At 35.1% G+C, this 26903-nt stretch carries 33 protein-coding genes; 11 read left to right on the top strand and 22 right to left on the bottom strand.

Annotation, left to right across the window (positions count from 1 at the left end):
• Window positions 1-30 precede the first annotated feature (30 nt).
• Entirely contained in the window at window positions 31-363 is a 333-nt protein-coding gene (locus tag ABDZ63_RS00670) for a YfhH family protein (RefSeq protein ID WP_343781083.1), read from the bottom strand.
• A gap of 88 nt (window positions 364-451) precedes the next feature.
• Between ABDZ63_RS00670 and ABDZ63_RS00665 the strand changes: the two genes are divergently transcribed.
• On the top strand, window positions 452-1111 hold the full coding sequence (locus ABDZ63_RS00665; RefSeq protein WP_343781081.1) for an SDR family NAD(P)-dependent oxidoreductase: 660 nt from the start codon (window positions 452-454) through the stop codon (window positions 1109-1111).
• Between the two features lie 27 nt (window positions 1112-1138).
• Here the strand turns inward: ABDZ63_RS00665 and recX are convergent, their stop codons facing one another.
• The gene (recX, locus tag ABDZ63_RS00660) at window positions 1139-1960 is read right to left on the bottom strand and encodes a recombination regulator RecX (protein ID WP_343781080.1); all 822 of its coding nucleotides are present in this window, start codon (window positions 1958-1960) and stop codon (window positions 1139-1141) included.
• A gap of 65 nt (window positions 1961-2025) precedes the next feature.
• Here recX and ABDZ63_RS00655 point away from each other — a divergent pair, with 65 nt between their 5' ends.
• From ABDZ63_RS00655 to ABDZ63_RS00635, 5 genes are all read left to right on the top strand, one after another.
• The gene (locus ABDZ63_RS00655) at window positions 2026-2928 is read left to right on the top strand and encodes a TIGR01777 family oxidoreductase (RefSeq protein WP_343781077.1); all 903 of its coding nucleotides are present in this window, start codon (window positions 2026-2028) and stop codon (window positions 2926-2928) included.
• A gap of 307 nt (window positions 2929-3235) precedes the next feature.
• Entirely contained in the window at window positions 3236-3787 is a 552-nt protein-coding gene (locus ABDZ63_RS00650; protein WP_343781073.1) for a GNAT family N-acetyltransferase, read from the top strand.
• Between the two features lie 211 nt (window positions 3788-3998).
• The gene (locus ABDZ63_RS00645; RefSeq protein WP_343781072.1) at window positions 3999-4187 is read left to right on the top strand and encodes a PLD nuclease N-terminal domain-containing protein; all 189 of its coding nucleotides are present in this window, start codon (window positions 3999-4001) and stop codon (window positions 4185-4187) included.
• Between the two features lie 3 nt (window positions 4188-4190).
• Window positions 4191-5099 carry an ABC transporter ATP-binding protein gene (locus tag ABDZ63_RS00640; protein ID WP_343781069.1) on the top strand — a complete coding sequence of 303 codons (909 nt, stop codon included), beginning with the start codon at window positions 4191-4193 and terminating at the stop codon, window positions 5097-5099.
• Window positions 5099-5872: an ABC transporter permease gene (locus ABDZ63_RS00635; protein WP_343781067.1), complete on the top strand. Its 774-nt coding sequence runs from the start codon at window positions 5099-5101 to the stop codon at window positions 5870-5872. The genes ABDZ63_RS00640 and ABDZ63_RS00635 overlap by 1 nt, the downstream gene beginning before the upstream one ends.
• Window positions 5873-6135: 263 nt before the next feature.
• Here the strand turns inward: ABDZ63_RS00635 and ABDZ63_RS00630 are convergent, their stop codons facing one another.
• The 9 genes from ABDZ63_RS00630 to ABDZ63_RS00590 all read right to left on the bottom strand — a co-directional run bounded on the left by ABDZ63_RS00630 (window position 6136) and on the right by ABDZ63_RS00590 (window position 13507).
• Window positions 6136-6678 (bottom strand): hypothetical protein, encoded by a 543-nt coding sequence (locus ABDZ63_RS00630; protein WP_343781064.1) that lies wholly within the window; start codon window positions 6676-6678, stop codon window positions 6136-6138.
• On the bottom strand, window positions 6671-7216 hold the full coding sequence (locus tag ABDZ63_RS00625; protein ID WP_343781061.1) for a PilN domain-containing protein: 546 nt from the start codon (window positions 7214-7216) through the stop codon (window positions 6671-6673). Before ABDZ63_RS00625 ends, ABDZ63_RS00630 begins: the two co-directional genes overlap by 8 nt.
• Window positions 7216-8175: a type IV pilus biogenesis protein PilM gene (gene pilM, locus ABDZ63_RS00620; RefSeq protein WP_343781058.1), complete on the bottom strand. Its 960-nt coding sequence runs from the start codon at window positions 8173-8175 to the stop codon at window positions 7216-7218. The genes ABDZ63_RS00625 and pilM overlap by 1 nt, the downstream gene beginning before the upstream one ends.
• 14 nt (window positions 8176-8189) lie before the next feature.
• Window positions 8190-8942: a prepilin peptidase gene (locus tag ABDZ63_RS00615; RefSeq protein ID WP_343781056.1), complete on the bottom strand. Its 753-nt coding sequence runs from the start codon at window positions 8940-8942 to the stop codon at window positions 8190-8192.
• Between the two features lie 95 nt (window positions 8943-9037).
• The gene (locus ABDZ63_RS00610; RefSeq protein ID WP_343781054.1) at window positions 9038-9487 is read right to left on the bottom strand and encodes a type II secretion system protein; all 450 of its coding nucleotides are present in this window, start codon (window positions 9485-9487) and stop codon (window positions 9038-9040) included.
• Between the two features lie 31 nt (window positions 9488-9518).
• Window positions 9519-10727, bottom strand: a complete 1209-nt coding sequence (locus tag ABDZ63_RS00605; RefSeq protein WP_343781051.1) for a type II secretion system F family protein — start codon at window positions 10725-10727, stop codon at window positions 9519-9521.
• A 21-nt stretch (window positions 10728-10748) separates the two neighbouring features.
• Window positions 10749-12407, bottom strand: a complete 1659-nt coding sequence (locus tag ABDZ63_RS00600; protein ID WP_343781046.1) for a GspE/PulE family protein — start codon at window positions 12405-12407, stop codon at window positions 10749-10751.
• A gap of 163 nt (window positions 12408-12570) precedes the next feature.
• Window positions 12571-13083 carry a hypothetical protein gene (locus tag ABDZ63_RS00595; protein ID WP_343781044.1) on the bottom strand — a complete coding sequence of 171 codons (513 nt, stop codon included), beginning with the start codon at window positions 13081-13083 and terminating at the stop codon, window positions 12571-12573.
• Between the two features lie 4 nt (window positions 13084-13087).
• Window positions 13088-13507, bottom strand: a complete 420-nt coding sequence (locus ABDZ63_RS00590; RefSeq protein WP_343781041.1) for a type IV pilus modification PilV family protein — start codon at window positions 13505-13507, stop codon at window positions 13088-13090.
• Between the two features lie 46 nt (window positions 13508-13553).
• On the opposite strand from ABDZ63_RS00590, the gene ABDZ63_RS00585 reads away from it, so the two are divergent.
• Window positions 13554-14876 carry a prepilin-type N-terminal cleavage/methylation domain-containing protein gene (locus tag ABDZ63_RS00585; protein ID WP_343781038.1) on the top strand — a complete coding sequence of 441 codons (1323 nt, stop codon included), beginning with the start codon at window positions 13554-13556 and terminating at the stop codon, window positions 14874-14876.
• A gap of 264 nt (window positions 14877-15140) precedes the next feature.
• On the opposite strand, the gene ABDZ63_RS00580 is transcribed toward ABDZ63_RS00585, so the two are convergent.
• From ABDZ63_RS00580 to ABDZ63_RS00560, 5 genes are all read right to left on the bottom strand, one after another.
• Window positions 15141-16013 carry a DNA-3-methyladenine glycosylase family protein gene (locus ABDZ63_RS00580; RefSeq protein ID WP_343781035.1) on the bottom strand — a complete coding sequence of 291 codons (873 nt, stop codon included), beginning with the start codon at window positions 16011-16013 and terminating at the stop codon, window positions 15141-15143.
• Between the two features lie 77 nt (window positions 16014-16090).
• Window positions 16091-16870 carry a polysaccharide deacetylase family protein gene (locus ABDZ63_RS00575; RefSeq protein WP_343781032.1) on the bottom strand — a complete coding sequence of 260 codons (780 nt, stop codon included), beginning with the start codon at window positions 16868-16870 and terminating at the stop codon, window positions 16091-16093.
• Window positions 16871-16991: 121 nt separating this feature from the next.
• Window positions 16992-18305 (bottom strand): Na+/H+ antiporter family protein, encoded by a 1314-nt coding sequence (locus tag ABDZ63_RS00570; protein WP_343781117.1) that lies wholly within the window; start codon window positions 18303-18305, stop codon window positions 16992-16994.
• A 125-nt stretch (window positions 18306-18430) separates the two neighbouring features.
• Entirely contained in the window at window positions 18431-18583 is a 153-nt protein-coding gene (locus ABDZ63_RS00565) for an SE1561 family protein (RefSeq protein WP_343781029.1), read from the bottom strand.
• A gap of 4 nt (window positions 18584-18587) precedes the next feature.
• The gene (locus ABDZ63_RS00560; RefSeq protein ID WP_343781027.1) at window positions 18588-18977 is read right to left on the bottom strand and encodes an OsmC family protein; all 390 of its coding nucleotides are present in this window, start codon (window positions 18975-18977) and stop codon (window positions 18588-18590) included.
• A 94-nt stretch (window positions 18978-19071) separates the two neighbouring features.
• Between ABDZ63_RS00560 and ABDZ63_RS00555 the strand changes: the two genes are divergently transcribed.
• Window positions 19072-20232, top strand: coding sequence for an MFS transporter (locus ABDZ63_RS00555; RefSeq protein WP_343781024.1), 1161 nt, complete (start codon window positions 19072-19074; stop codon window positions 20230-20232).
• A 50-nt stretch (window positions 20233-20282) separates the two neighbouring features.
• Here ABDZ63_RS00555 and ABDZ63_RS00550 read toward each other — a convergent pair whose 3' ends face one another.
• From ABDZ63_RS00550 to ABDZ63_RS00535, 4 genes are all read right to left on the bottom strand, one after another.
• On the bottom strand, window positions 20283-21113 hold the full coding sequence (locus tag ABDZ63_RS00550; protein ID WP_343781021.1) for a YihY/virulence factor BrkB family protein: 831 nt from the start codon (window positions 21111-21113) through the stop codon (window positions 20283-20285).
• A gap of 10 nt (window positions 21114-21123) precedes the next feature.
• Complete coding sequence (locus ABDZ63_RS00545; protein WP_343781018.1) at window positions 21124-21393, bottom strand: hypothetical protein; 270 nt, start codon at window positions 21391-21393, stop codon at window positions 21124-21126.
• A 16-nt stretch (window positions 21394-21409) separates the two neighbouring features.
• Window positions 21410-21883 (bottom strand): low molecular weight protein-tyrosine-phosphatase, encoded by a 474-nt coding sequence (locus ABDZ63_RS00540; protein ID WP_343781016.1) that lies wholly within the window; start codon window positions 21881-21883, stop codon window positions 21410-21412.
• A gap of 75 nt (window positions 21884-21958) precedes the next feature.
• On the bottom strand, window positions 21959-22699 hold the full coding sequence (locus ABDZ63_RS00535) for a lysophospholipid acyltransferase family protein (RefSeq protein ID WP_343781013.1): 741 nt from the start codon (window positions 22697-22699) through the stop codon (window positions 21959-21961).
• A 177-nt stretch (window positions 22700-22876) separates the two neighbouring features.
• Between ABDZ63_RS00535 and ABDZ63_RS00530 the strand changes: the two genes are divergently transcribed.
• Entirely contained in the window at window positions 22877-23704 is an 828-nt protein-coding gene (locus tag ABDZ63_RS00530) for an HAD family hydrolase (RefSeq protein ID WP_343781010.1), read from the top strand.
• Window positions 23705-24141: 437 nt separating this feature from the next.
• On the opposite strand, the gene ABDZ63_RS00525 is transcribed toward ABDZ63_RS00530, so the two are convergent.
• Both ABDZ63_RS00525 and ABDZ63_RS00520 read right to left on the bottom strand, forming a co-directional pair.
• The gene (locus tag ABDZ63_RS00525; RefSeq protein WP_343781008.1) at window positions 24142-24624 is read right to left on the bottom strand and encodes a hypothetical protein; all 483 of its coding nucleotides are present in this window, start codon (window positions 24622-24624) and stop codon (window positions 24142-24144) included.
• A gap of 2 nt (window positions 24625-24626) precedes the next feature.
• Window positions 24627-25352 carry a YkgJ family cysteine cluster protein gene (locus tag ABDZ63_RS00520; RefSeq protein WP_343781006.1) on the bottom strand — a complete coding sequence of 242 codons (726 nt, stop codon included), beginning with the start codon at window positions 25350-25352 and terminating at the stop codon, window positions 24627-24629.
• 199 nt (window positions 25353-25551) lie between these two features.
• On the opposite strand from ABDZ63_RS00520, the gene ABDZ63_RS00515 reads away from it, so the two are divergent.
• Window positions 25552-25683, top strand: a complete 132-nt coding sequence (locus tag ABDZ63_RS00515; protein WP_343781003.1) for a DUF2639 domain-containing protein — start codon at window positions 25552-25554, stop codon at window positions 25681-25683.
• A 137-nt stretch (window positions 25684-25820) separates the two neighbouring features.
• Complete coding sequence (gene mreBH, locus ABDZ63_RS00510; protein WP_343781000.1) at window positions 25821-26828, top strand: rod-share determining protein MreBH; 1008 nt, start codon at window positions 25821-25823, stop codon at window positions 26826-26828.
• Window positions 26829-26903 lie beyond the last annotated feature (75 nt).

The following is a 26903-nucleotide window of genomic DNA, read 5'->3' as shown; positions in this document are numbered from 1 at the left end:
AACGTTTAAAAAGATGATCAGCTTTTATTTTTATTCGATTTGATTTGTTAGTAACGCGATCGGCAAAGCTTCTTCATCATTAATAACTTCACCTTGTTTTGATTTGCGCTTACCCCAAGCAAATATTCCATTCATATAATCAATTTCAAACACCTCTGTTGGTGATCCTTCAATCTCATAAACTTGAGAGTGCTTGAAATCTTTAGGATTCATCATATATGATTTAGCCATAATAATTTTACGTTGATGAACAGCATACTCATTCACCATACCCATTTGTTCAGCTTTTTGGGCTTTTTCAGTTAATTGTGCCACTTCTTGTTGGAGTTGCTCTACAGTATATTGACTATATCGACGTTGCATGTCATATTCTCCTTTCATATTTCATTTTACATCGTACCAAATTCAAGCCATAATAAAAATACTTATCATATAGTTTGGAGGTTTCAGCATGAAAACAGCACTAATCACTGGTGGAGGCTCAGGTCTTGGACAAGCATTAGCTTTAGAGTATGCTAAGCAAGGTTACTTCATTTATTTAATCGGGCGAAATGAAAGTAAGTTATTGAACACTCAACAACAGATTCAACAACAAAATGGAGATGCCAAAACCATATTATGTGATATTACAAATTGGGATTCTGTTCACCAATTAGCAAGTAAACTTGATCAAATCGATGTTTTAATCAATAATGCCGGAATTGGTTATTTTAATCCATTAGAACAATTAGAAAAACACGAAATTGATGCAATGGTCAACGTTAATGTTAATGGCTTGATTTATGTGACTAAACATTTATTATCTCATGTTTTAAAAGCAAACGGACGTATTTTAAATATTATTTCTACTGCTGGTTTACAAGGAAAAGTACAAGAATCAGCTTATTGCGCTAGTAAATTTGCACAGCGCGGCTTTACTGAAAGTCTTCAAAAAGAGTTAGCTGAAGAGAAGATCGCTATTACAGCCGTTTATATGGGAGGTATGAACACACCATTTTGGGATGAAAGCGATTATGTGAAAGACCCATCTATCCTACCGTCACCTCAAGATTATGCAAAGCAAATTATTGAAAAAGATGATGGCCGTCATGAAATTCACGTTGAAAAATAAATTGGTTTAAAGGGCATGGAAGGTTAATTAGTCAACTTCTTCCATGCTTTTTTCATCAATGAATTGTTGAATTAATTCACCTGAAAATCTTTTTTGATAAAGGGCAGCTTTTACTTTTTGTTGCAACTTTATACCCTGATGCTTTCGTTCATACTTACGCCAAGCCTTTTCACCTTGATATCGTAAGGCGTTCATTTCTTCTTCCTCATCAACTCCTGTGTCAATAGACTGAAACGCTATTTCAATTGCATCATGCGTAAACCCCTTTTGTAGTAAAGATTGCTTTAAACTATTTAACTGATCTTGAAAGGACTTTTTACGACTCGAATTAAGCTTCTTCTCAATTAATTTCACTAACTTGTCCACTTCTTGTTCTTTCGTATAATGGGCAAGTCCGTTTTCAATTTCTTCCTCAGATAGCTTCTTTTGGTACAATTCTTGCTTTATTTTATTTGGTCCATTTGATGATGTGTTCATTTTTGTCCTTACGTAGGCTTCTGCAAATGCACCATCATCTATTAACTTTTCACCTTGCAAACGCTCAATTACATAAGCAATCTCTTGTTCTGTCGCTTCTTTCTTTAGTAAATATTCAATAATTTCTGATTCCGCTCGCATTCGATAGCTTAAATAGTTTAAAGTAAGGGTATAGTATCTATACATGGCATCTTGTTTTTGAATATTAGTGAATTGATCATCTGTTAGCTCAAGTCCTTTACGTAACTCAAACCTGATCAATAAATCTTCATGAATACCAAATGCAAACTCTTCTTTACCTTGATTGTCTATAAAAATGTTATAACGTTGTTGATTCTTTTTTTGCTTAGATATTTTGCAAATTTTCACCATTAATTACACTCCTATCAGTGTCATAATTCTATTATAGTACATATTAAAGAAGGAGGTACACCTGTTTGAAAATTGTCATTGCTGGTGGTACAGGATTCATCGGACGTCATTTAGTCGATTATTTCACTTCAAAAGATGATGAGATTACGATTTTAACAAGAAACCCTCATCAATATCATGAAGAACCAAACGTCAATTACGTTAAATGGTTAAGTGCTGGTAGCCAACCGGAGCTTGAGATCGGAAATGCTGATGTGTTTATTAATCTAGCTGGTGAATCGTTAAATAGTGGACGTTGGAACACTGAAAGGAAAAGTCGCATATTACAAAGTAGAATCACTACAACACGTGAATTCATTCGAATAATGGGTGCATTAAACCACAAGCCTCACACTTATATTAATGCTTCTGCAATTGGTTTTTATGGTACTTCAACCACCGAGATGTTCACTGAGAATACGGTTAATTCTGGCTATGACTTTCTAGCAGAAGTATGTAATATATGGGAACAAGAAGCTGATGAAGCAAAACAGTTAGGAATAAGAACCATTAAGGCTCGACTTGGACTCATATTAGCCCGAAAAGCTGGAGCATTACCTAAGATGACCTTACCCTATCAAATGTTTGCAGGTGGAAAGCTCGGCCATGGTGAACAATGGATATCATGGATTCATATAGACGATGTTGTTAAGATGATGGATTGGATCATCAACAACAATATAGAAGATGTTGTTAATATAACAGCACCAAACCCTAAACGAAACAAAGAATTTGGCACTACTTTAGCTAAAACATTGAAACGTCCAAATTGGTTACCCGCTCCTGCCTTTTTAATCAAGACAGTCTTAGGTGAAATGAGTCTATTATTGCTTGAAGGGCAATATGTATATCCTAAAGTTGCTATAGATTCTGGTTATACGTTTAAGCACCCAGATTTAGATGATGCTTTAAATAACTTATATTATTAATCCCGTTTTTGTAAGAAAATTACGTATTTATAATTTGGAAATAAAAAGTTTAAAAAAACTATTTTCAAATCGGATAGAATGTTGTAGAATTCATTTAGTCAAATTCAAGGGAAGGCAAATGGTGCGCCACCGCTTATAGATAAGTGGTTCTAGTGGGTTCGATTCCCACCCCGGATTTTTGTTATGTGCATTGTATGCAATAATTTTTTTGATGTGCAATTGATAAAAATTCGAGGGTGAAACGCACCCGTCGCCTGCGTCTTTCAGTAAGCGTCACCCTCACTTATGCCAAAGGAGGGTTTTTATTATGCTTAAAAAGAGAGAATTACAGGATGTACCTGTTTTATTCCCATTATTAAATGATGAAGCAGTAAAGCCATATGTTCGCGAGAAGGCGGATTCAGCTGAGTCTTACTACTTCTTCATTAATATGATGAATCAACAAGAAGAAAATGGCGATCTCATTTCAAGAACGATTTTAGATGAGATGGAAAATCCAGTCGGTGCGATCACCCTATATGATATTGAAGAAAATAAAGGCTTTTTAGCAACATGGTTAGGAAAGCCTTACTTCGGCCAAGGTTATAATCAATATGCCAAAGAATTATTCCTTTGGGAGTTATTCATGGAACAAGATATTGACGTTGTGTTCTTAAAGGTCAATAAAATTAACAGCCGTTCACTAAAAGCAATGAACAAATTATCATATGCAATAAAAGCTAATGAAACCTATCCGAATGTTTATGAGCAATTAAACCAAGGGAACAAACAATATGATTTATTCGCAGTTTATAAAGATGCATTTACATTCTACATGCATGAGCATGAACAAGAGGAAATAGGTGAATTAGAAGCTTGAAATTACCATCCAATAGGTGGCACAGCCCATCTATTGGATTTTTTTAGTTTTAAAAACTTATATTACATCATTTTGTTATAGCAACTGGTGAAACACATTTAATAACAGAAGCATTTTATAGACTTTTAAATTTTTTGAAGATTTTTTCATTATATTTGAAAGTTTTCCTAGGATTTTGGGGTATACTGAATGGTAAAAGGAGTGGGGAATAATGGATTCAACAATGCTTCAGCTTATAATACCTTTAATAGTTTTACATTTTACCTTAGTCATCATAGCATTGATTGACCTTAAGAGAATTGAAGAAACGAAAGGACCAAAGTGGATTTGGGCACTGATCATTATTTTAGGGAATCTAGCAGGTCCTATCATATATTTCATATTTGGAAGGAGGATTTAATGAATGACGTTAATTTCTGTTGAGCAATTAACGAAAACCTATCAATCTACAACCGTTGTCGACCACATTACTTTTTCTCTAGAGCCTGGAAAGTGTGTAGCGCTACTAGGCCCAAATGGTGCTGGTAAGACGACAACGTTAAGAATGCTTGCTGGGTTTATTAAACCAACAAGTGGTGAAATTGTCTTTGATGAAAAGCGATTTACTAAAGATGTCCGGCGTTATGTTGGATACTTACCACAGTACCCTGTGTTTCATAATTGGATGTCTGGAGAAGAGTTTTTAATTTATGTTGGCCAACTTTCTCACTTATCAAAGAAAGAAGCTAAAGAAAAGGCTAACGAACTATTAGACCTCGTTAATCTTATTGATGCTAAAAAGCAACGAATCTCTAAATACTCAGGTGGTATGAAACAAAGGCTCGGCATAGCTCAAGCACTTATTCATGACCCTAAGCTAATCATTTTAGATGAACCAGTCTCTTCATTAGACCCAATTGGCCGCCGCGAAGTCTTAAATCTTATTCGTGAATTAAAGAAAGATGCGACTATTTTATTTTCAACTCACATCTTAAACGATGCTGAGGAAGTGAGTGAAGAAATTTTATTACTTCATAAAGGTAAAATGATTAAACAAGGGGCTATTGATGAGGTCAGTGAAACTAAAGATACGACTGCAATCCACTTAGCTTTCTTTGAAGAACCTAAGTTTATCGAGGAACGCTTAAAAGAGATTGACTCAGTGTTCAAAGTTAACAGACAAGACGACGGTTTCATCTTAACAGTCCATAATGTCAAAGCAGCACGTAACCAACTATTAGATTTAATTAAACATGAAGAATGGGAGTTAACAAAATTCGAAGTCGCAACTTCTTCTCTTGAAGACATATTCATGAAGGCGGTGACTGATTAATGCAATGGCAAACCATTTTCAAAAAAGAATTAACCGAAAACTGGCGCAACTTTAAGTGGATCTGGGTACCAATCGTTTTTATTATTTTTGCAGTTATGGACCCAGTAACAACATATTATTTACCCATTATTTTAGAATCTGCTGGCAACATGCCTGATGGTGCATCATTTGATATTCCAATACCATCTGTAGCAGAGGCAATGCTTATGAGCTTTAATGAACTAGGCGTATTAGGTGTCCTAATTGCTGTCGTTGCTTCTATGGGGATCGTTTCAAAAGAAGTTAAAAGTGGTGTTTATGAACTGATTTTATCAAAGCCTGTTAGTTTTACGAACTATATTACAGCTAAATACACTGCGATGTTATCTTTACTAGCATTTTCGCTTGTTATTTCACTATTAGTCGGCTGGTATTATGTTACCGTTTTATACGGAGAGCTTAGCATTACTCAGTTAATCGTTAGTACATCATTTTTTATCATATACTTCATGCTTATTCTTGGTATTGTCATGCTTTTTAATAGTTTCTTTAAATCTCAAGGATTAGTTGCTTTCCTTTCGATCATTACAATAATTGCATTAAATACAATTTCAAGTATTTATAGTCATGTTCTAACTTGGAGTCCAGCATTAATTAGTGATTATATTGGGCTTTACTTTTTCTCAGGCGAGTTAGAGTCTGAAATTTGGCTTAGTTCAGCCGTTGCAGTCGCCTTAACAGTCTTGTGTCTCGCTATTGCAGTCACTACATTGAAAAATCGAGCATTAGATTAAAATTTTGAATAAAACATGTGTGGACAAAAGAAGTTTTGCTAAAACCTAGAAGATTGGTGCTAGTACCTGCTATGGAAATATACTTCGCTTTGGGTGGGTGGCTGGTGAGACTCTGAGGCATAGGAGGTGCAAGTGTCGATATTTGGTAGTGTTTATCGACCTCATACTACTCGTCTTTAGGAGTCTCACCAACGTCTTTTCTCCACCGAAAGTGATTCACAATTTACCACAACAGACTTTTACAGAGCGTAATGTTAAGGTGATTACATTGAATCAGCATAAACGGAAAAGCTTAATTGAAACCGTACATCATCAGACTGTTGAAACTGTAATTGTTCTATTTGAAGTAATCTCTCATGATTTTCTAAACTTTCAATGAAATCCTCTAAATGATTATAAGACTGACTATACCCATTTATTTGCATAACTAAAACTTCAAGCTCTTCAGTTTGATCAGATTGATTAAATATATCATCAATGGATAATACTTGTGAATCTTCATACTGATAAGACTGCACTGTCGTATTCGTTTCAGAAGATGCCTCATTAATTAATCGCATAATTACATCTTCCTCTAATTCTGAAGGTAATTTTAAACGGTAAGTGTCAATCGTGATTTCCTCTTGCTCCATTTCAGAAATAGCCTCGCTGAACAAAGCCTCCCTCTGTTCTTCAAATGTTATGTCTGACTCTATTTCACTTACCTCTCGCTCAAGCTGATGGATATAAAAATAATAAAACATAGCTATAGACCCCATAAGTAATAAAAGCCAAATCAATACAATTCGTTTACTCGCTTTATTCATCATTTTCCTCCTCATCACTTTGATGGAGGTTCACCGTGTAATTCGTTACATAATAGTCATCATCTTCTATATAGTTGATCGTATGAATATCAATTTCATTAAACGACTCAAGGTCACTTAAATCTTGATAATACAAAACGGCTTGCTCATTTGTAGCAGTTTGGACAGTCAAGTCAATCGTATCACCACTATAATTAAATGATTGAAGTTCACCCGATGTAGGCACTAGAGACCCTAGTTCACTTATTACGCCTGATAGATCATAAATGAAATAATCTATATCATCTGTTAAACTTTGTAACCTTTGTGATTGATGATATTCTGAGTCACCTTCAATTTCAGATTGTAAATCTGCATTTGTCATTTCCTTTTGATACAATTCACTTTCTAGCATTTGTTTCTCCTGATTTAAATCGTACACCCAAAAAGAAAAGATAACAGTAACTATTAAAGTGAATAGAACTAAAATTGAATAAGTATAAACAGTTTTTCTACTTTTAGTCTCTTTTTGTGGTAATAAATTAATATCTACTAACATTAACGACCACCCTTTAGCGCTAAACCATAAACATTGTGAAACTTTGATTCAAGCGCCATTCCTTTAGGCCCAGCAATTGAGTCTTCTTGTAAATTAATGATAGGAGTTTCATATAATTCTTTCATTTTCCTCACAATCTCTTCTACATAAGGATGATCACCGACGACGGCAATTTTAGTAAACTTTTGCTCATGATTGTTAATCATAAATTGATAGAACCGCTCAACTCTCTCAACCTCAATATTCATCTCATCTAACTCATTCATCACAGCTTCTTCATTAAAATCTTCTTTTGATAAAGTAGCACCTAAATGATGTTTAATTATTTCATTAGATTCTAAATCAAACTCTTGTAAGAAAATCGGTGTATGCTCTATAAATGCACTAAATATAGCACGATCAACATGATATTGAATTAATAACAGATGGTCTTCAGCTCGAGCTCTATCTTTTTCATATAAAACACGATAATAACTAAGAGGTGAGATATCGATCGCTTCCACTTTTAAGCTAAGACTCTCTAATATATGTGTATATTGATTGGCAATATCTTTATCAGTTGAAATGATACTCACTTCATGACCACGATCACGTTCACGAATATAAACTGTCTCAGCAACTGACTGTTCAAATGGTAAATGGATCGTTTCACCAATGTGAAAGTCTATATGTTTCTTTACCTCATCCTTCGCTACATCCAATGGAACCATCTCACGCCGAATAAACACAAGTGAATCTGGCATGAGTAGGCGTACCTTTTTACGTTTTAAACGCCACTTCTTCATGCATGTTTCAAGAATTCGCTGAAGCTTTTCTCTATCTTCAATCACTCCACCACTGATGATCCCAGGCGGTATAAAATGTTCACCAATTCTCTCAATATTGTTCTCTTCTATGTTACTCTCAATGAAACGAATAACATAATCTTTAATTTCTAAATTAATCATTTTCTTTCGCATAATTGATCATCCACCTAAATGAATAAACTTAAATACCAACTAATTAGTTGATCTGAATAGAAGTACGTGATTAAGGCTGAGGCAGCAATGAACGGGCCAAACGGAATGGGTACTCCGCGTTTCACCTTTTTAAACGCCATTAACACCAGACCAATCACCGCACCGAGAAGTGATGCTAGAAACAAAGTCACAAGCGTCCCTTGATTCCCTAAAAACAAACCTATTACACCAAACAGTTTTATATCACCGCCACCCATTCCTCCTTTACTGACAATAGCAATGAGTAACAATAGCCCAAACCCTAAAACTGCAGCTAAATATGCATCGTACCATGGTTCAGTGGGATTCCAAATCCTTATAACTATAATTGTAATTGCAAAAAAGGTTAAAACTTTATTCGAGATAATTTTATAATGTAAATCACTTATTGTAATAATGATTAGTAAACTGATCAGCATCCAAGCTACAATCAGTTCAATGTTAAACCCGATTTCATTAAAGGCAAATATAAATAAAAGACCAGTTAATAGTTCAAAGAAAGGATAAATTGGCGAAATGATAGTTTGGCAGTTTCGACATCGCCCTTTTTGTATTAAGTATGATATTACGGGAATAAGCTCGAACCACTTTAATGATTTAAAACATTTCGGACAATGGGAGCTTGGTCTAATAATTGATTGCCCGTTTGGAATTCTTAATCCAACGACATTATAAAATGAACCTAACAATAGACCTAACAAGAATATGTATAAATAGATCCCTAGCATCAATTAAATCAAATCCTATCAACAATTATGATTGAAAAACAAGCACGGAATTGCCGCGCTTGTTTTTAATTGATTAGATCTCTTACAGATCTAATCTAACTCCCTTGTGTAACATCACCAGATGCCTCACCCTGTCTTAAGTCAGAAGCATCCGTATTATTTATTTCTTCAACTGTTGCACTACTGAAAGTGACAGAAACATTGCCATCGGTGCCTGTACCACTTAACGTGTTAGCCCCATCTGAGTTAATTGTAACAGCAGTATCACCTGACCAGTCATCTAAGCTTGAACCTTCTAAGTAACCTGACCCAGTTAGATCAGCTAAGTCAACTCCACCATCTTCTACGTTATTCGTCACTGAGTACAATTCGGCCGCTTCAATAATATTAATTCCAGTTGCTTTCACACTATCATATCGTGAATCTTCAATTACATTCGCAATAGCTGGTACTGCAATAAGTGCAATAATTCCTAAGATGACAATGACAGCTAGTAATTCTACTAATGTAATACCTTTTTGATTTTTAAAGATTTTTTTTAACATTTTACCTCTCCCCTAATCCATTCATATTTATTTAATTAATTTGATTAAATAACTCAAACATAGGAATAACAATAGCTAAGACAATCACCCCAACAATGACAGATAACGTAACGATTAATAATGGTTCTAATAAAGATTTTAATTGTTCAGTCGCTGTATCGACATCGTCTTCATAAAATGTAGCGACCTGATTTAGCATTTCTGGTAATGCATTGGTTTTTTCGCCCACTTCAATCATCTGAGTTACTAAATATGGGTAAGCCCAATGTTCACGCATCGGTTTTACTAATGATTCACCTTGTTGTAGTGACGTTCTTGCTTCTTGTAACGTCTGTTGAATGACACGGTTTTTCAAAGTTTGTTCGGTTAGTTTTATAGCTTCTATAATAGGAACCTTGTTATATAATAGAGAGCTTAATGTACGTGTCATTGAAGCCATATTAGACTTTAGTATTAATGGCCCAAAGCCTGGTAGTTTAAGTAAATAATGATCGACTTTAATCCGGGACTCCTCCCGCTTAAAAAGAATAAGCAATGTTAAAGCTATTAACAATGTGACCAAGAGGATCAAAAGCCAATATTGACTTAATATATGACTAACCGCTAAAACAATCTGGGTTATGATGGGCAGGCTAGCATCAAATTGTGTAAACATATCTACAAACTCTGGTACAACATACATCATTAAGAAAATAACAACACCAATGGCAACTATGGCCACTGTTATAGGATAAGCAAACGTCGATTTAACTTTTTGTGAGGTTTTATAGTTCTTATGATAATAATCAGCTAGTTTAGAAAGTGTACCTTCAAGTGAGCCACTACTCTCACCGCTATGAACCATATTTATGAATATATCGGAAAAGAGTTGTGGATGTTTTTTTAGGGCATTTGTTAAAGAGCTTCCTTGTCTCATATCGATTTCTACATAGTACAAAGCTTCTTTTAAATGTTTTTGTTTCGTTTGTTCACGCAATATAGTTAAAGATTCAACAATCGTAAGTCCTGCTTTTAATAACGAAGCAAATTGTTGTAAAAACACAACGAAATCTCGATGTTTTACTGGACTTCCAAGGTGGATGTCTTTTGTCCAAATTGATGACTCTACCTCTTCAATCGTTTCAATTTTTAACCCTTCATCTCTTAGTCTAGCTTTTGCTAGATCTAAATTATAGGCTTCTATTCTTCCCTTCTTTTCATTGCCGTTATAATCTGCTGCTATATATTTAAAAGAAGCCATCTAAATACCTCCAACACTCGATCATTCAGCTGCCACTCGAAACACTTCTTCTAAAGTCGTGACGCCACGTTCTACTTTACATAAACCATCTTCAAATAGTGGAGTAAAACCTTGTTCTTTGGCTACTTTTTCTATTTCTACCTTTGATTGACCATCTAATATAGCCTCACGAATCTGCTCATCAACTAACAATACTTCATGAATGGCTGTACGACCCAGGTATCCCGTCATATTACAAGTCGGGCACCCTTCACCTTTTTCTACCTTTTTAATATTAAAATTATACTTATTAAACACTTCTTTCTCCAAATGATTAAGCTCACGTTCTACCTTACAATCTTTACAAATCGTCCGCACTAAACGCTGTGCCACGACTCCATTAATAGAAGAACCTACTAAAAACATTTCAACATCCATATTAACTAAACGATTAATAGCTCCTGTTGAATCATTCGTATGGAGTGTACTTAATACAAGATGCCCTGTAATAGAAGCTCTTACTGCCATATTAGCTGTTTCACTGTCGCGAATCTCCCCGACCATAATAATATCTGGGTCTTGCCTTAAGATTGACTTCAGACCCGTTGCAAAGGTTAAACCGACTTGTGAATTAACTTGTATTTGGTTCACACCTTCAAGTTCATATTCAACAGGATCCTCAACTGTAATCAAATTTGACTGCTCTTTGTTCAAATGAGTCAATGCAGCATACATAGTCGATGTTTTCCCTGAACCAGTCGGACCCGTTAATAAAACAATCCCATAAGGCTTTTCAATCATCTCTTTAAACTGAGCTAAATTATGAGTTTCAAAACCTATATCTTCTAAGCGATTGGATACTGACATGGTATCTAATACACGAATTACTACTTTTTCACCAAAAATTGTTGGTAACGTACTGACACGTAAATCAACATTTCGGCCTTCTACAACCCGTTTGATTCGTCCATCTTGGGGGATTCTTTGTTGTGTGATATCTAGATTTGCCATAATTTTAATGCGTGTAATTAAAGAAGATTGAACACTTTTAGCTAACGTTTGTTCATTTCTTAAAGTACCATCAACCCGCAAACGAATTAACACTTGGTATTCTTGTGGGTCTATATGAATATCGCTGGCTTTTTCGACAACTGCTTGCTGAATTAACTGATTCATTAACTTGACGACTGGAGACGATTCTTCTTCCAATGACAGATCTTCCGACTCTTTAATCGGTTGTGTCTCTTTAAATTGTTCAGTTAAATCTTCACGCTCATAAAGTTTCATGATGCTTTGACGGATTTCATCTTTAGTGGCAATGGTTGGCTCAATTTTAAAGCCTGTTTGTAACCTTAAATTATTAAGCACAAAGTAATCTAGGGGGTCTGAGGTCGCAACAAACAATTTATTTTGTTCACGCTTTAGTGGAATTACACTATTTTCTATTGCGAAGTCTTTAGGTATAAGGTTTAAAATAGATTGATCAAATGCGTAATTATATAACCGTTCATGTGAAATACCCAGTTGTTGCTGAAGTACTTCAACTAATTGCAATTCTGTTATGTAACCTTCCTCTATTAACTTATCACCCAACTTCTGATGTGGTGCTTTGTCATTTAATGCATGATGAAGTTGGCCTTCATCTATTAAACCTTCTCGAACTAAAAGCTCACCGAGACGTAGTTTTATTTTTCGAGCCAAAGCTAAACTCCCTTTCTCACAATCTATAAAATCTTACAGCAAATGCTAAAATAAGACGATAGTTTTACTATTATTAATATTATAAGACTTTTTGACTAAAAAATCGAGAATAGTTTAGGAAATCGTAAAAACTATCATTAATCGACAATATATGACATAAACGTCATGATTCAAGTTCTAAATTAATCGTCCGACTTCCTTCTGTCCTTGCTCTATTTATTTCTTGACCAGGTATATTAGGTAATACACTATAGTTAACGACAATTGTCATATCACTTACTATTAAAATATCATCGATCATGACCTCGTTAGCGTAATCACCTTTTTTAACATTTAATTTTAAACCATTATCTAAATCATAATCACTTAATGCTTTCGCTAGCTCATTTTTATAATTTTGTGTAATACTAGCATCTATTGGTGTCGATGTATGATTATCTATCCAATTTTGTGTTTGTAAAGATGCTACTTCTTCACTTTGATCAATTGCCTCATTGATCAAATGCACACCCATATCTTCAAGCTTATTCAATTGTACATACTCTTCAGTTCTTTGATATTCTTTAGCGCTATTTAATAAATTAGACATCACTAAAGGCAATAACATTCCTAAAATTGCTATGATTAACAATACAATAATTAATGCAAACCCTTGTTCATTCCCCTTTTTATACATCCCTCTAATCCTCCTGTTCTATATAACCAAATAATTCAGCAGATGGTGTGTTATTCTCGGAAGGATTTGGAGTCTCAGCGTAAACTTGAACTATAACTTGGTCTAAGTTCAAGTCATTTTCTGTCTTTGATAATTCTTCACCTGAATAGATTTCAATGAATGGATAGTAATTTCGTTCATTTTCTACAATTCGCCTGCCATTGTAACTTTCGACCTCTGAAGGGTCATCTTTTATCTCACTTAATACACTTTCAGCAATATTTATAGCTGTAAGCTCGTCTTCTACCTTGCTTGATAGTATAATAGATTGAGAAAAGAAACCGATAAATGATATAAGTACAATGCTAAGAATCGTTATAGCACCTAAGATCTCGATTAATGTAAAACCTTGATTGCTCCTCATTAGCTTTATATGGCTTTTCATTTATGATGTTCCTTTCAAAAAATATTTAATTTATGGTGATGTTCTCATGGTCAATAAATACTATAGCGATGAAAGCGGTGTAACCTTAATAGAAGTTCTTGCGTCTTTAGTCTTAGTTTCAATCATTAGTATTTTAGCATTTAATGTATTAACCAATACGTTTCAATATAGCGAAACTTCTATTTCTCACGCTGATTTAAGACAAGATTCTAACTTCATTATCACCCAAATTCGACAGAAACATCAAGAAGAAATAGGCGATTATGCTTTATGTAAAGAAGACCTCCAAAGAATCCAACAATACGAAGTTAACTTAGAAATTAACGAGATACCTATACATGAATGTAAAACATTTAGTTATAAAGACCCACTAAACGTGAATTTCACGATGAAAAATCAACAAGACCATGAATATCAAATTAATACGACCATTGAACCAAAAGTGGAAAGAGAGAGGGTTAAAGATATTCAGCTATCCTTACCATCACACGTTGATGATTTTTATTCCTATTTAAGTGATGAGAAAGTTTTTATTTATAGTGGTAATATCTCAGTTAATGGTTCAGCTAGTATATCTGGTGATCGTGACGGTCAAATGATAATCAATAACAATGAAACGGATTTAAACTTTTCAACTGCTAATCACATATCAGTCAATACCATTTATATTGATAAAGAAGGGCAAGAGGTAAACTTCCCAACAAGTACTAGTCTTGGAGAAGCTGGAGTAACAGAGTTAGTTAATATTAAAGGTGATGTTTATTTAAATAATGGTGGAGCGACAGTTAATGGAGAACATGTTTTTATCGATGGTAATGTCACTTTCAATAGTAGTAGTGTTATTAACGCATCGAGTGTCCATATTAGTGGTGATGTAACTTTTAATAACTGGGCTGGTGACATTAATGCTGAGCAAATATATATTGGCGGTGACATTACATCAGACAACCCTGATCATAACAATATAAAGACAGGTGAATTCGATGAGGAGCAACTACCTGATCACCCTAATATCCATATCCCCTCACTTAAAGAGGAGCAATGGTTTTATCAGAATGACTATGAGAACACTTTAACCTTAGATGATGATTCTAAAATATTCTCACCTTCAGACTTGAATATTCATGTTGGCAATAACAATCCAGAAAACTTTATAATTGTTTCTAAAGGGAATGTATCAATTGATTCGAATTGGTCTGAACTAGATGGTGTCATTATTGCCCCAAACGGGAAAGTCACTTTTTATGGAGATACATTCACCGGAGTTGTCATTTCAAAAGAAGGATTAGATGTTGTAAATGGTGGGTCTTCTGTTTACTTTAAAAACATAGAACAATATATGGACTCAGACGAAAGCCCTTTTGAGTAGTAAGCTATAATGCTAGTTGATTCTTGTTATATCTTCTGGTGTGTGTCCCTTAATGTCGCTACATCAAAATGCTTCACTTTCCGGCCGGTAACGATTACTCGGAACCAAGCCTTTCAGAATTTTTTCCTAATCCAACATATTTATTAGAGCCTTTAGTATAGAGCCTTATAGCTTCAAGCAAAACATAAATAAAACTCATTCGCTCTCTCTTATAAACAATGAATAAGAGAGCGAATGAGTTAGAATTTTAAATAAGACACAACATTACCCTTCAATACTTCTCCATAACGTAAGCGCTGCATAACTTCTGTAAGGTGACCACTTTTGTGCAGCTTTCTCAATCTCATCTTTCTTTGGCTTTTCTTCACGAGTCCAAACTTTTTTTAGTGCATTTTGAATGCCAATATCAGCTGCTGGGAATAAATCTTCCCGCCCTAGTGCAAATAATAACCAGTTTTGTACAGTCCAAGGGCCAACACCTCTAACCTTACCTAACTCTTTCATCACTTGATCATTAGACTTTTTCGAAAGGCTCTGTAAATCTAATTCACCATTTGCAATTAATCTTGATGTATCAATGATATATTCAGCTTTACGCTGACTAAATTGAAGCCCTCTTAAATCTTGATAATCTAATTTCGCAACAGTTTCAGGATTTGGATAAAACCAAGCCCCATCGCTTTGTTCGCCAAACTTTTGAACAAAGCGAGTTGTTAATGTATAGGCGAATTTCATATTAAGCTGCTGATGAATAATTACCTTCATTAGCGAGTCATACAAGTGGAAGTCCCTTACAATTGGTGTCCCTGGATCAATGTAAAACAGTCGTGCTAAATCAGATTCTTCAAAGAAATCTAAGACATCCTGTAAGTCTCTGTCCCATTGAAACAAATTGCGAATATGTTCAAAAATAATATCTTGGTCTTCATCATAATCTGACATAACTGAAAAAACGGGCTTCTCAGTTGTACCTTCCCCTTTAACACGAACAACACATTGCTCTTCATGATTTAATCGAACAGGTACATCCACCCATCTTTCTTTCATGTTCACATTAATGAGTGGATCCATGTTTAAACGTTGTAAAGTATAATCAAAATCATAGATGCCTGCTGCATGGTAATACTCTTTCCACATACTTTCCTCTCCCTTTTTAGTCAAGCGCGGATTAATACTTTTAGTTTACAACTTAAGCAGGTCTTTTAGCAAAGTTTTTACCCAATAGGAACTGAATGATGCCATACTAAATCATCTAATGAACCAAATTCATAATCTCGTTCACGTAATTCATCAATTAAATAACCAAGCGCTTCAGCATTGTCCTCTGTAACAGCATGGAGTAAGATAACCGCTCCAGGGTGGACTTGCTTTAACAACTCATCAAAAGAGTGCTGCCATCCTTTGTTTTCATCTTTATTCCAGTCGACTAATGCTACAGTCCAAAATACATTCGTATAACCTAACTCGTCGGTTAACTGTAATGTTCGTTCGCTAAAAACCCCTTTCGCTGGACGGAAAAATTGCACACCTTCCTGGTCCGTTGTGTTCATTATTTTTTCATCTAGACTTTTTAAGTCCTCTTTTATTTTTTCATCACTTATTTTAGTATAATCCAAATGATCATCTGAGTGATTCCCAATAATATGTCCATCATTTACTTTTCGCTTCACCAATTCTGGTTGGTCTTCAACATAATGTCCTGTTAGAAAGAAAGTAGCAGGTACATCTTTTTCCTCAAGTACATCTAAAATTTGCTCTGTATAGCCTTGTTCATAACCACTATCAAAAGTTAGATAAACCATGCGATTTTCCTCATCACCTAAGTAAACACCATTATACTCCTCTATTAAGGGTCCATAAAACCCTAAGTCAGGAGGGTTTTCATCGTACTTCTTTTTATAACCATAGCCATACGATTCATTAGAAACCGCTTCAGATGGAATATTTGAAAATATAAAGACTACACTTAAGATTATTAACATTATCTTTTTCATCATAAGCCTCCCAAGTACTGATCTATATACTTAATATGAATCATCATTCGATAAAATATAAATGGAAGGCATAGGTAAATAAGAAGCCTCCACCTAAAAAGGTAGAGGCTTAAATTTCATTTTATAGCATAACTGATGTAAATAAGCCGAAAATAAAGATTGGAATGTTAAAGTGTAAGAACGTTGGGACACATGTATCCCAAATGTGATTATGCTTGCCATCAACATTTAAACCAGCTGTTGGTCCAAGCGTACTATCTGAAGCTGGACTACCAGCATCACCTAAGGCACCAGCAGTTCCTATTAATACAGCAATCGCCATTGGTGAAAAGCCTGCCGCTGTAGCAATTGGAACATATAATACAGCCAAAATTGGTATCGTACCGAAAGAAGTTCCAATTCCCATTGTGATCACTAATCCAACTAGTAATAAAATAAACGCTATAAATAGTTGATTACCCTCTAACAAGCCTGAAGATGCATTCACTAATGCCTCAACTGATCCTGTTTCTTCAAGAACACCAGCAAACCCTGAGGCCGTTAACATAATAAAAGCAATCATTCCCATCATGCTAATACCACGACTCATAACATCTTCAATTTGCCTATATGGAACAGCTACTAAAAGGAACATTAAAATCAAACCTGTTAAAGCACCTAGCACCATTTCCTCTGTTATAATTTGGACGGCTAATGCTGCAATAATCGCAATAATTGTCATCAAGTGTTTACGTTCAAATACAAAGGGGGAGTCATCAACTTCTTCAATTGAACTTGGCTCACTTTCAGGTTCTATTTGACTGTAATCACGCTTCTTACGGTAAGTAATCGTTAGAGCTATAATTAAACCAAGTGCCATACCTAGTCCAGGAGCTAACATCGCAAGCGTTACATCAGATAAGGCAATATCAATCCCATTCTCTGACATATTATCTCGTATAATCCCTTGGAAAATTAATCCGAAACCAAGTGGGACCATTATATAAGGTGCTTTTAGTCCAAATGTTAGCGCAGTTGCAACAGCTCGGCGGTCAAGTTGAATCCGATCAAATAATGCTATTAGAGGTGGAATTAAAATCGGAATAAACGCAATATGCACTGGAATCACGTTTTGTGATAACGAGGCTATGATGACAATCACACCAAGAATTACACCTCGTCTACCTTTGATGGCTCTTCTTAGGAATTGAACAAACCCTTTTGTAATTCCCGTAAATGCAATCGCAATCGCAAAGCCACCTAATAAAACATAACTAAGTGCCGTATTAGCCCCACCAGCCATACTTTCTGTAAATACACCAACTAAATCCCCAAATGATAACCCAGCCATAAACCCTGCCGTCATGGCAGATATCACAATGGCCAAAAGTACATTGACTTTAAGTAAACTTAAAATAGTCATGATTAAAACAGAGATTATAACAATATATTGCAGTTCCATTGATCTTTCTCCCCCTTTTTCATTTTATCTCGATATCACGTTAATACTTTATCATGGTAAAATATATAATTTAAAAAATCAACCCCCTTCATAAGATTTTTATGCGGGGGTTGAACAAGTTATTTATTTAATTTTTCTTCCATCTCATTTAATAAGCTAATATAGCGGTCAATATCCTCAATTGTTAACTTTTCTGGGTCAAGAGATTCAATTTGCTCTAATAAATTCGCTAATCGTGTTCGCACTGTTTCTAAATTATGCTGTTCTGACATGACACTACCCCTTGTTAATAGCTTCTACAGTCTCTTCAACGTCAATCGCCTGAGTAACAGATTGAACCATTGAACAATTTTTAGAAGCTGTATTTAAGCTTTTTTGTAGCTTTTCTTGATTTAAATTAGTTCCAACTACTTTAAAGTGTAAATTAACTTTCTCAATTTTATTCACCGCATCGTCACTACGTTTAACTTCAGCTTCAATAGTCATTTCATCAAATTCAATTTGTTGTTTTGCTAAAATGCGTTTATAAACAAGCGCACTACACCCTGCTAATGAAGAAACCATTAATTGAAAAGGTCTATAACCTTCTGTTTCATCACCTGATATGGTTAATTGATCAAATTCTAAATCAGATGTTATGTGTTGTTCTGTTACATTAAATTTCATTTCAAGCGCTCCTTTATGCTAATCTGTCAACTTTCATTTTAACATGACTTTAAGGTACAATTACACCAACTTGACTTGATTGGGGTGAGAGATCATGGTCCAAGCGCGTGGACGTTTTATCATTTTAGTGACATTAGTCGCCATTTCTGGTTTCTCACAAGGCATGTTACTCCCTTTAATCGCTGTTTTATTAGAAGAGCAAGGCGTCTCTTCAACAATAAATGGATTACATGCAACTGCTTTATACATCGGGATTTTGATCATATCACCATTCCTTGAACCGCCATTAAGAAAGTTTGGGTATAAACCAGTCATCATAGTTGGTGGCATTTTAGTTTTTTCATCACTATTCTTTTTTACCATTTGGGACTCAATCTGGTTCTGGTTCATTTTACGTTTATTAATTGGTGTTGGTGATAATATTATCCACTTCGGAACACAGACTTGGATTACAACTACGACACCAGATTATAAACGTGGTCGCTCGATTGCCATTTACGGTCTATCATTTGGATTTGGATTTACAATCGGGCCTTTAATGACACCATTAGTTGAGATCAACCCATCATTACCTTTCATTTTAAGCTCAGTTTTATGTCTAATTGTTTGGTCTTTAATCTTTTTAGTTAAAAATGATTTCCCAGTATTAGATGATGACATTCAAGTGACGACAACTAAAACGACATCTCGCTTTAAAGGCGCTTTTAAATACGCATGGATTGCTTTATTAGCCCCTTTTACTTATGGTTTTTTAGAGACAGCTTTACACAGTAACTTCCCAGTTTATGCAATGAGACTTGGACATGAAGTTGCTATTATTTCATTTATTATTCCGTTCTTTGCTTTTGGTAGTCTCATTTCACAAATACCACTAGGCATATTAAGTGATCGTATTGGTAGACATAAAGTATTAACCTTTGTCTTAACAGGTGGAGCGATTACTTTTTGGATCTCGACATTTTTAGAACAATCTATAGCTGGACTGATCATCACGTTTACCATTGCGGGTATGTTAGTCGGCTCCCTTTACTCTTTAGGAATTTCATTTATGACAGATCTCTTACCAAAAGCGTTACTTCCAGCTGGGAATATATTATGTGGCGTTATGTTTAGTTTAGGAAGCATAGCAGGTCCATTATTTGGTGGAAGTTTTATTGACCTATTCCCTAATGTCTCTTTCTTTTATGTAATTGTAGTTTTTATTAGTGTCGTTTTACTACTCATGATGATGAACAGACCAAAAACAATAAGCTAAACAAAAGGGCTGTCCTAATAGTCATAAAAATGACTAACTAGGAACAGCCCTTACTTTGTAAATAATCGCCCTTTATATTTGTTTAAAATCGCGTTTATTTCACCGCCAATAATAATCATCATTCCAGATAAAAATAGCCATATCATAAGGACAATCACACCAGCTAAACTTCCATAAGTCGCTGAATATTGGCCAAAGTTCTCAACATAAAAAGAAAATCCTAATGAAATAACTTGCCAACCAACTGTTGCAATAATCGCACCTGGGATGGCATGAACAAGTGTAATCTTCCTACTTGGAGCCAAAATGTAAAGGATCGTTAAAACAAATATCATAACGAAAGCTGATACTGCCCATCTCATCGATTCCCATATCGATAAGAATTGTTCTGTCACACCGAAAAAAGAGAATATGAATTCACCGATGAGTCGGCCAAACACCGGTAAAACTAACGCAACTGCGATTACTAATACCATTAAAATCGTCAACCCAATCGCAATTCCACGTATGACAAAACCTGAACGAATTTCTTCAATCTCATACGCACGGTTGAATGCTCTAATTAAACCATTCACACCAATTGACGCTGACCAAATAGTTCCGATTAAACCAAGTGATAATAGGCCACCATTACGTTGGTCCATTAAATGATCGATATTATCACGAACTAAACCAATTGCATCAGGTGGGAAGTAAGTGTCTACCATTTGAAAAACTTGTTCTTGATTTATCGGCATAAATCCAACTAAAGTCAATAAGAAAATCATAAAAGGTAGAAGTGATAATAAGAAAAAATAAGATAAGCTGGCTGCCAATTGAGGGACTTCATCAGCTGAAAAACGGTGAAACAACTCTTTCCAAAACTTTTTTTCAAATATCACAAATGTTCACCTACTGGTTTAATTTGTCTTCAGTTCTCTCACTTAACTTCTTTTCAATTTGATCTAATTGATTGACAAACTGATCAACACCTGAGGTGACATCACTAAGCCGAACTCTTAATTGGTGTACCGATTGTGTTGGGTGATGATAAATACACTTTACTTGTTCAATAGCTTGTTTCGATTGATCAAAAACATACTGACGTTCTTCTCGCTTAAATAATGTGATTAAAAAACCAATAAGCGCTCCAAATACTACCCCTTTTTGCCATAAGCGCATTGTATTACCTCCAATTTTAGAGCTCTTTTTTGCTTCTAATATCATCTAATAAATTCTTACATGCTTGTGAGACTAACTCATAAGTTTTATCAAAATCACCTGTAAAATAAGGATCAGGGACATTCTTCACTTGAGAATTCTGATTGTAATCTAATAGTTTAATGATTTCAGCCTGATGTTCTTCTGTTTCAAGGATGTTTATTGCCTCTATATTATCATCATCCATAGCAATTATATAATCAAAATGATCAAAATCCTCTCGACTAATTTGCCTTGCTGTCAGGCCATTTGCATTAATACCATTTTCCTTAAGCTTTTCAACAGTCCCTTTATGTGGTGATGAACCAACATGGTAATCACCTGTACCCGCTGAATCTACAACAAATTTTTCTTCTAATCCTTTATTATGAACTAAATCCTGAAATACCGCCTCAGCCATCGGAGAACGACAAATATTACCTAAACAAACAAATAAAACTTTCACCATCATAATCACCTACACCTTACATATTCGCACTTCGTTAACTATACCCCTTGTCTTTTTAGTCTAAAACAAACTATTACTTTAAGCCAATTGTTTATCTCTCTTGATTTCAGTTCCATCGCTTTCGTCAAGAGCTCGTTGGATTCGCTTTTTCGTTTCTTCAGATAGCTCTTCTAAGCTCATGTCACTATACTCTTCTGGTAAAATGGGTTCACAAATCGTCAAATGAAAAGTTTCAGGCTTAATCTTATTATCATTTCCCTCCATTGCTTTATATGTACCATTAATCATGATTGGCAATACAGGTACTCCCGCTTTTCTAGCTAATGAAAAACTTCCTTCTTTAAATTCATCCATTTGACCGCTTTTAGTTCGGGTACCCTCAGGGAAAATCGCAATATTATAACCAGAACGTAGTAGTTCAATGCCACGTTTAAACGTTTCGACTGATTGCCTTCGATCATGACGGTCTAGAAATAGACACCCCATATACTCCATCCACGGGCGAGCTACCGGAATTCGGTTTAATTCAATTTTCGCAATGAAACCAAATGGCTTTTTAAAATAGCCTAACAATGTAAATATATCAAAGTTGCCTTGATGATTACTAACAAGTAAGAAAGACCCTTCAGGTATATTCTCTTCTCCTTTAACAATTACCTTTGAACCAGACTTTTTAACAACTTGTCTGCCGAATTGTTTAGGGACTTTATGTATTAATTCTTGTTGCTCAAATGTGCTCTTTCGTTTTAATTGTCGGAGCTTTATAGCCGCATAAAACAAGAAACTGATTGCATATGTAAATGTCCATATCGTTCGCATGCTGACTTTCCTTTCGGTGGTTGTATTCTATGTATATTTTACATGAAATTGACTAAAAATAGTAGTTTAAAGCTAACTGTGATAAAATAATTTAAAAGTCTTAACATATAGAGATAAAGGGGTTAAAGTATAGTTCATCATCTTTTGAGCTAGACTTTAACAAGGAAGGGTGAAAGTATGAATAAACAATTTTTAGAACAGCATGATGTTGTTATTTTTGACCTTGACGGAACTTTATATGAAGGAACTGAGCACTTTAAATTACATACAGAGAACTTAAAAGCTTACCTTCCCTCAGAACAACAAAAGCAATTCGAAATGATCTATCATCAAATTTTAGAAGGTAACCACCCTGTACAAATTGGGAAGATTTATGATGGACAGCGTGATTTAATTTGGACTTGGGATCCGTTTACAGAAGAATTAACAGAAGCTCGTAATTGGGACGATGAAGTTATACAAGTTGAAAATACACCTAATCAGATTAAAGCAAGTGATTTTGACTTTGTTAACTGGGTTCCAATTGGTGATGGTTGGTGGCCACCATATGCGATTGCACGCCATTTCGGCATCACAGTCGAGACTATTCAACAATCCTATAATAAAACAAAAGAACAAATGGCTGAACTTGATGGCTATCTAAACCAAACACCAGGTTTAAAAGATTATTTAGACACAATCTATCAAGACCATACGTTAATTGTATGTACCAACAGTGATGAAGAAGATGCTAAGCGCTTGTTACAGTTTTTAGAGTTGGACAAATATTTTGTTGAATTGATCTCTTGGGCCCGTAAGCCGGTCTATACGAAAGAGCATTTTGAAGGTGTGTTAAAACGTTATAACATATCTCCTAACCAGGTATTATCAGTTGGCGATAATTTCATGAATGAAATCGCCCCAGCACTACAACTTGGTATGTCAGCAATGTGGTTAACCGATTCAAAAGTCAAACCAGTTGATGATAAGCGTTTAGTACTTGTTGAAACATTAAGTGATCAGTAACAATTAGGAAATCCGCGATTAGTAAGCTCTAAAGAACAGAGTCGTAGCTTAGTAAGAGGTTCAGGTTGTATCATTACTGACTTTAAACATAAAAGAGGTTACTGGGAAAAGTCTTTTGCCCCAGCAACCTCTTTTTTCTTTCGCTTTGTTAAAGTCCGTTGTTAGGTGCATCTCTCTGCCCAAAAGCGTGGCCTTTAGGGGTCTTCAGAGACTCGTGCTATTCCTGTTGACGACCCGGACGATCTAATATCGACGCCTGCCACAGGACGTACTTACACAGGACGTGGTGGAAACACGACGTTTTAAGATTTTAGCGGAAGGACTAAATGTTAGTCGATCAGAAGTCGCCACCTTCGATCATCACAATAAAACAACTTAGAGCAACCTTTTTAATACTCTACACTAAGCTTTAACAGAGCCTTTTCTTTTATGAGGACTCAGACTTCTTCCCATTCAAGTTCAAATTGCTCAATCCACTCCTCAAATATTTCAACCGGATTAGAATCATCACGTATGTCATAAGTTTGACCGTTAATTCGTACATGCTCTTCTTTAAAGTAAACATTTACGCTCTTTTGACTATAATAATCATCACTCTCTTGGTCTCTGATCGTTGTACCAATGTAATACTTAGGTTCAATTAATCTAACATCTTCATTCTCTTTAAGTTCAATAGTTGATAACTCACTTAATAAAGGATCAATTAACTCTTCATCTTCAATAGCTGAAATAGAAGCAGTGAAGTTTGGATATCCTTCATCAACATAAGACCTGGCTTCAACACTCATAAAAGTATATGACCCATTTATGTCTTCGGTAACCGCTTCTTCAATTGTTGTCAATTTTTGTACCTCAGAATAGATCAATGCACCCACAATTGTTAACACAATAACAGTAAAAATAATGACCCCTTTCTTCACCTTTAGCCTCCCCTATTGATCCATTGTTTTAAAAATACAGGTAAATAATTATATTCAAAAATGTCCTCAGGATAATCCAACAATTCATTATCTTCGTATGCAACTTCCTTGGCAACTTGATTTAAATTACTCATATAATCTTCATATAAAAACTCAAAGCTTACCGTTTCTTCTGGGACCAATTGATCTTCACATATTTTCGGGTTCAAATAATTAACATAGGTTCGACATGGCAATGGTCGCCACTCATATGCCATACATGTATTTGTTTCTGTATTTAATAACGGACATGGTAATTGCTCTTTCATATAGTCAAATTTTGTGTCTTCATGTTCAAAATCTAACGACGTACAATAATCAATCTTCTCTTCATGTTTTTTAAAATAATCCTTCAAGTGTGATTGAAGTGCAAGCTTCTCATCTGGTTCCATCTGTTCGATCGCACGAATTATCATTTTCGCCTCAAGCCTTGTTACAATAATAGGGAAATAACAACAAAATGCACACCCCATTTGACAAGAGGGCTTAATCCCCATATGTTCATCCATCTTCCCCATTTGATTAGAAACTTCACTAAGTAAATTTTGATACCCATTTAATAGGCGATCAACTGGCTTTTCATATTCAAGTGCTGAATCCGCAATCTGAACAAATCTGTCCTCATTCAGTTCATACGTTCCAAGCTTCTCTAATCTTCCTTTAATCTCGTTTAATGATTTATATGACATCTAAAAACCTTTCTATATTAAATGTTTGCTTTTTTCAAATCAAATGTTATGATAACTTTTGGAGTTATTCATCTCCATTATACCGAATTAAAAGATAAATTTCCTTATAAATTCTATATATTACTCTTTTTTATGTAAAGGTTTGATGGTAAAATATCTTTTGCATACTTTTTAGGGTAAAACTAAAGGAGGGCTATACATGTACGTTGGTACTAAAGGTTGGTACGTATCTGAGCTTAAGAAAATTGGTATTAACAATTACGAAGGTCGTAAAATAGAGAAATATGATGCATCAACTCTTGCAAACTTATTAGAAAGCAAGAAGAAATAACCATCATTATTACAGAGGTTCAGTCCTCTGTAATTTTTTTGTCAAAAATTTTTAACCTCAATTAACCAAAAATCGTGATAAACTTACGAATTGTATAGATAATATAAACACACACATATAGATATGGAGGCATCACAATGTTTGCAAATGCAGAAATTGGAATAGACTTAGGTACTGCAAACTTATTAATATATAGTAAGAGCAAAGGTGTTGTATTTAACGAACCATCTGTTGTTGCAGTTGACTCAAAGACCGGAAATGTACTAGCTGTTGGGCATGAAGCTAAAGATATGATTGGTAAAACGCCTGCTAATATTACATCGATCCGTCCGTTAAAAGATGGTGTAATTGCTGACTACGAAGTAACAGCACAAATGTTAAGCGAAATGCTTAAAAAAGTAAGTAAACGTGTTGGTGTTTCCATGCGTAAACCTAATGTTATTATTTGTGCACCAACAGGGTCGACATCTGTTGAACGTCGTGCCATCGAAAATGCTGTCAAAGAGTACGGAGCTAAGCATGTACACATCATCGAGGAGCCATTAGCAGCGGCAATTGGAGCTGGATTACCAGTAGATGAGCCAGTTTCTAACGTTGTTGTTGATATTGGTGGTGGAACAAGTGAAGTTGCAATCATTTCATTTGGTGGAGTCGTATCAGCACAGTCAGTTCGTGTTGGTGGTGATCATATCGACTCAGCCATAATTCAGTACGTGCGCAAAAATTATAACGTATTAATCGGAGAACGAACAGCTGAAACGATTAAAATGGAAATTGGTTACGCATTAGTGGAACATGAACCTGTCATCATTGAAGTAAGAGGTCGTGACTTAGTAGCAGGTTTACCTAAGACAATTACGCTTGATTCCAAAGAAATTCAAGAAGCTATTCGTGAACCATTAGAAAATATTCTCGAAGCTATTAAGTCAACACTTGAAAACTGTCCACCAGAATTAAGTGGTGATATTGTCGATCAAGGTATTACTGTAACAGGTGGTGGCGCACTTCTAAAAGGCATGTCTGATTGGTTATCAAGCGAGGTAGATGTACCCGTTCATATTGCTGAAAACCCATTAGAATGCGTTGCAATCGGTACAGGTAAATCATTACAAATGATTCACAAACTACAAAAAGCTAGTAAATAAAACAAATAATCAGTTGTAATAACAGTAAATCCGAACGATTCATCACTCATGAGCTCGTTCGGATTATTTGCGTTA

The organism is Alkalibacillus silvisoli (assembly GCF_039521975.1).
Classification (GTDB): Bacteria; Bacillota; Bacilli; order Bacillales; family Alkalibacillaceae; genus Alkalibacillus; species Alkalibacillus silvisoli.
The sequence above is the reverse complement of the archived record's forward strand: the minus strand, read 5'-3'. Positions and strand labels throughout refer to the sequence as shown.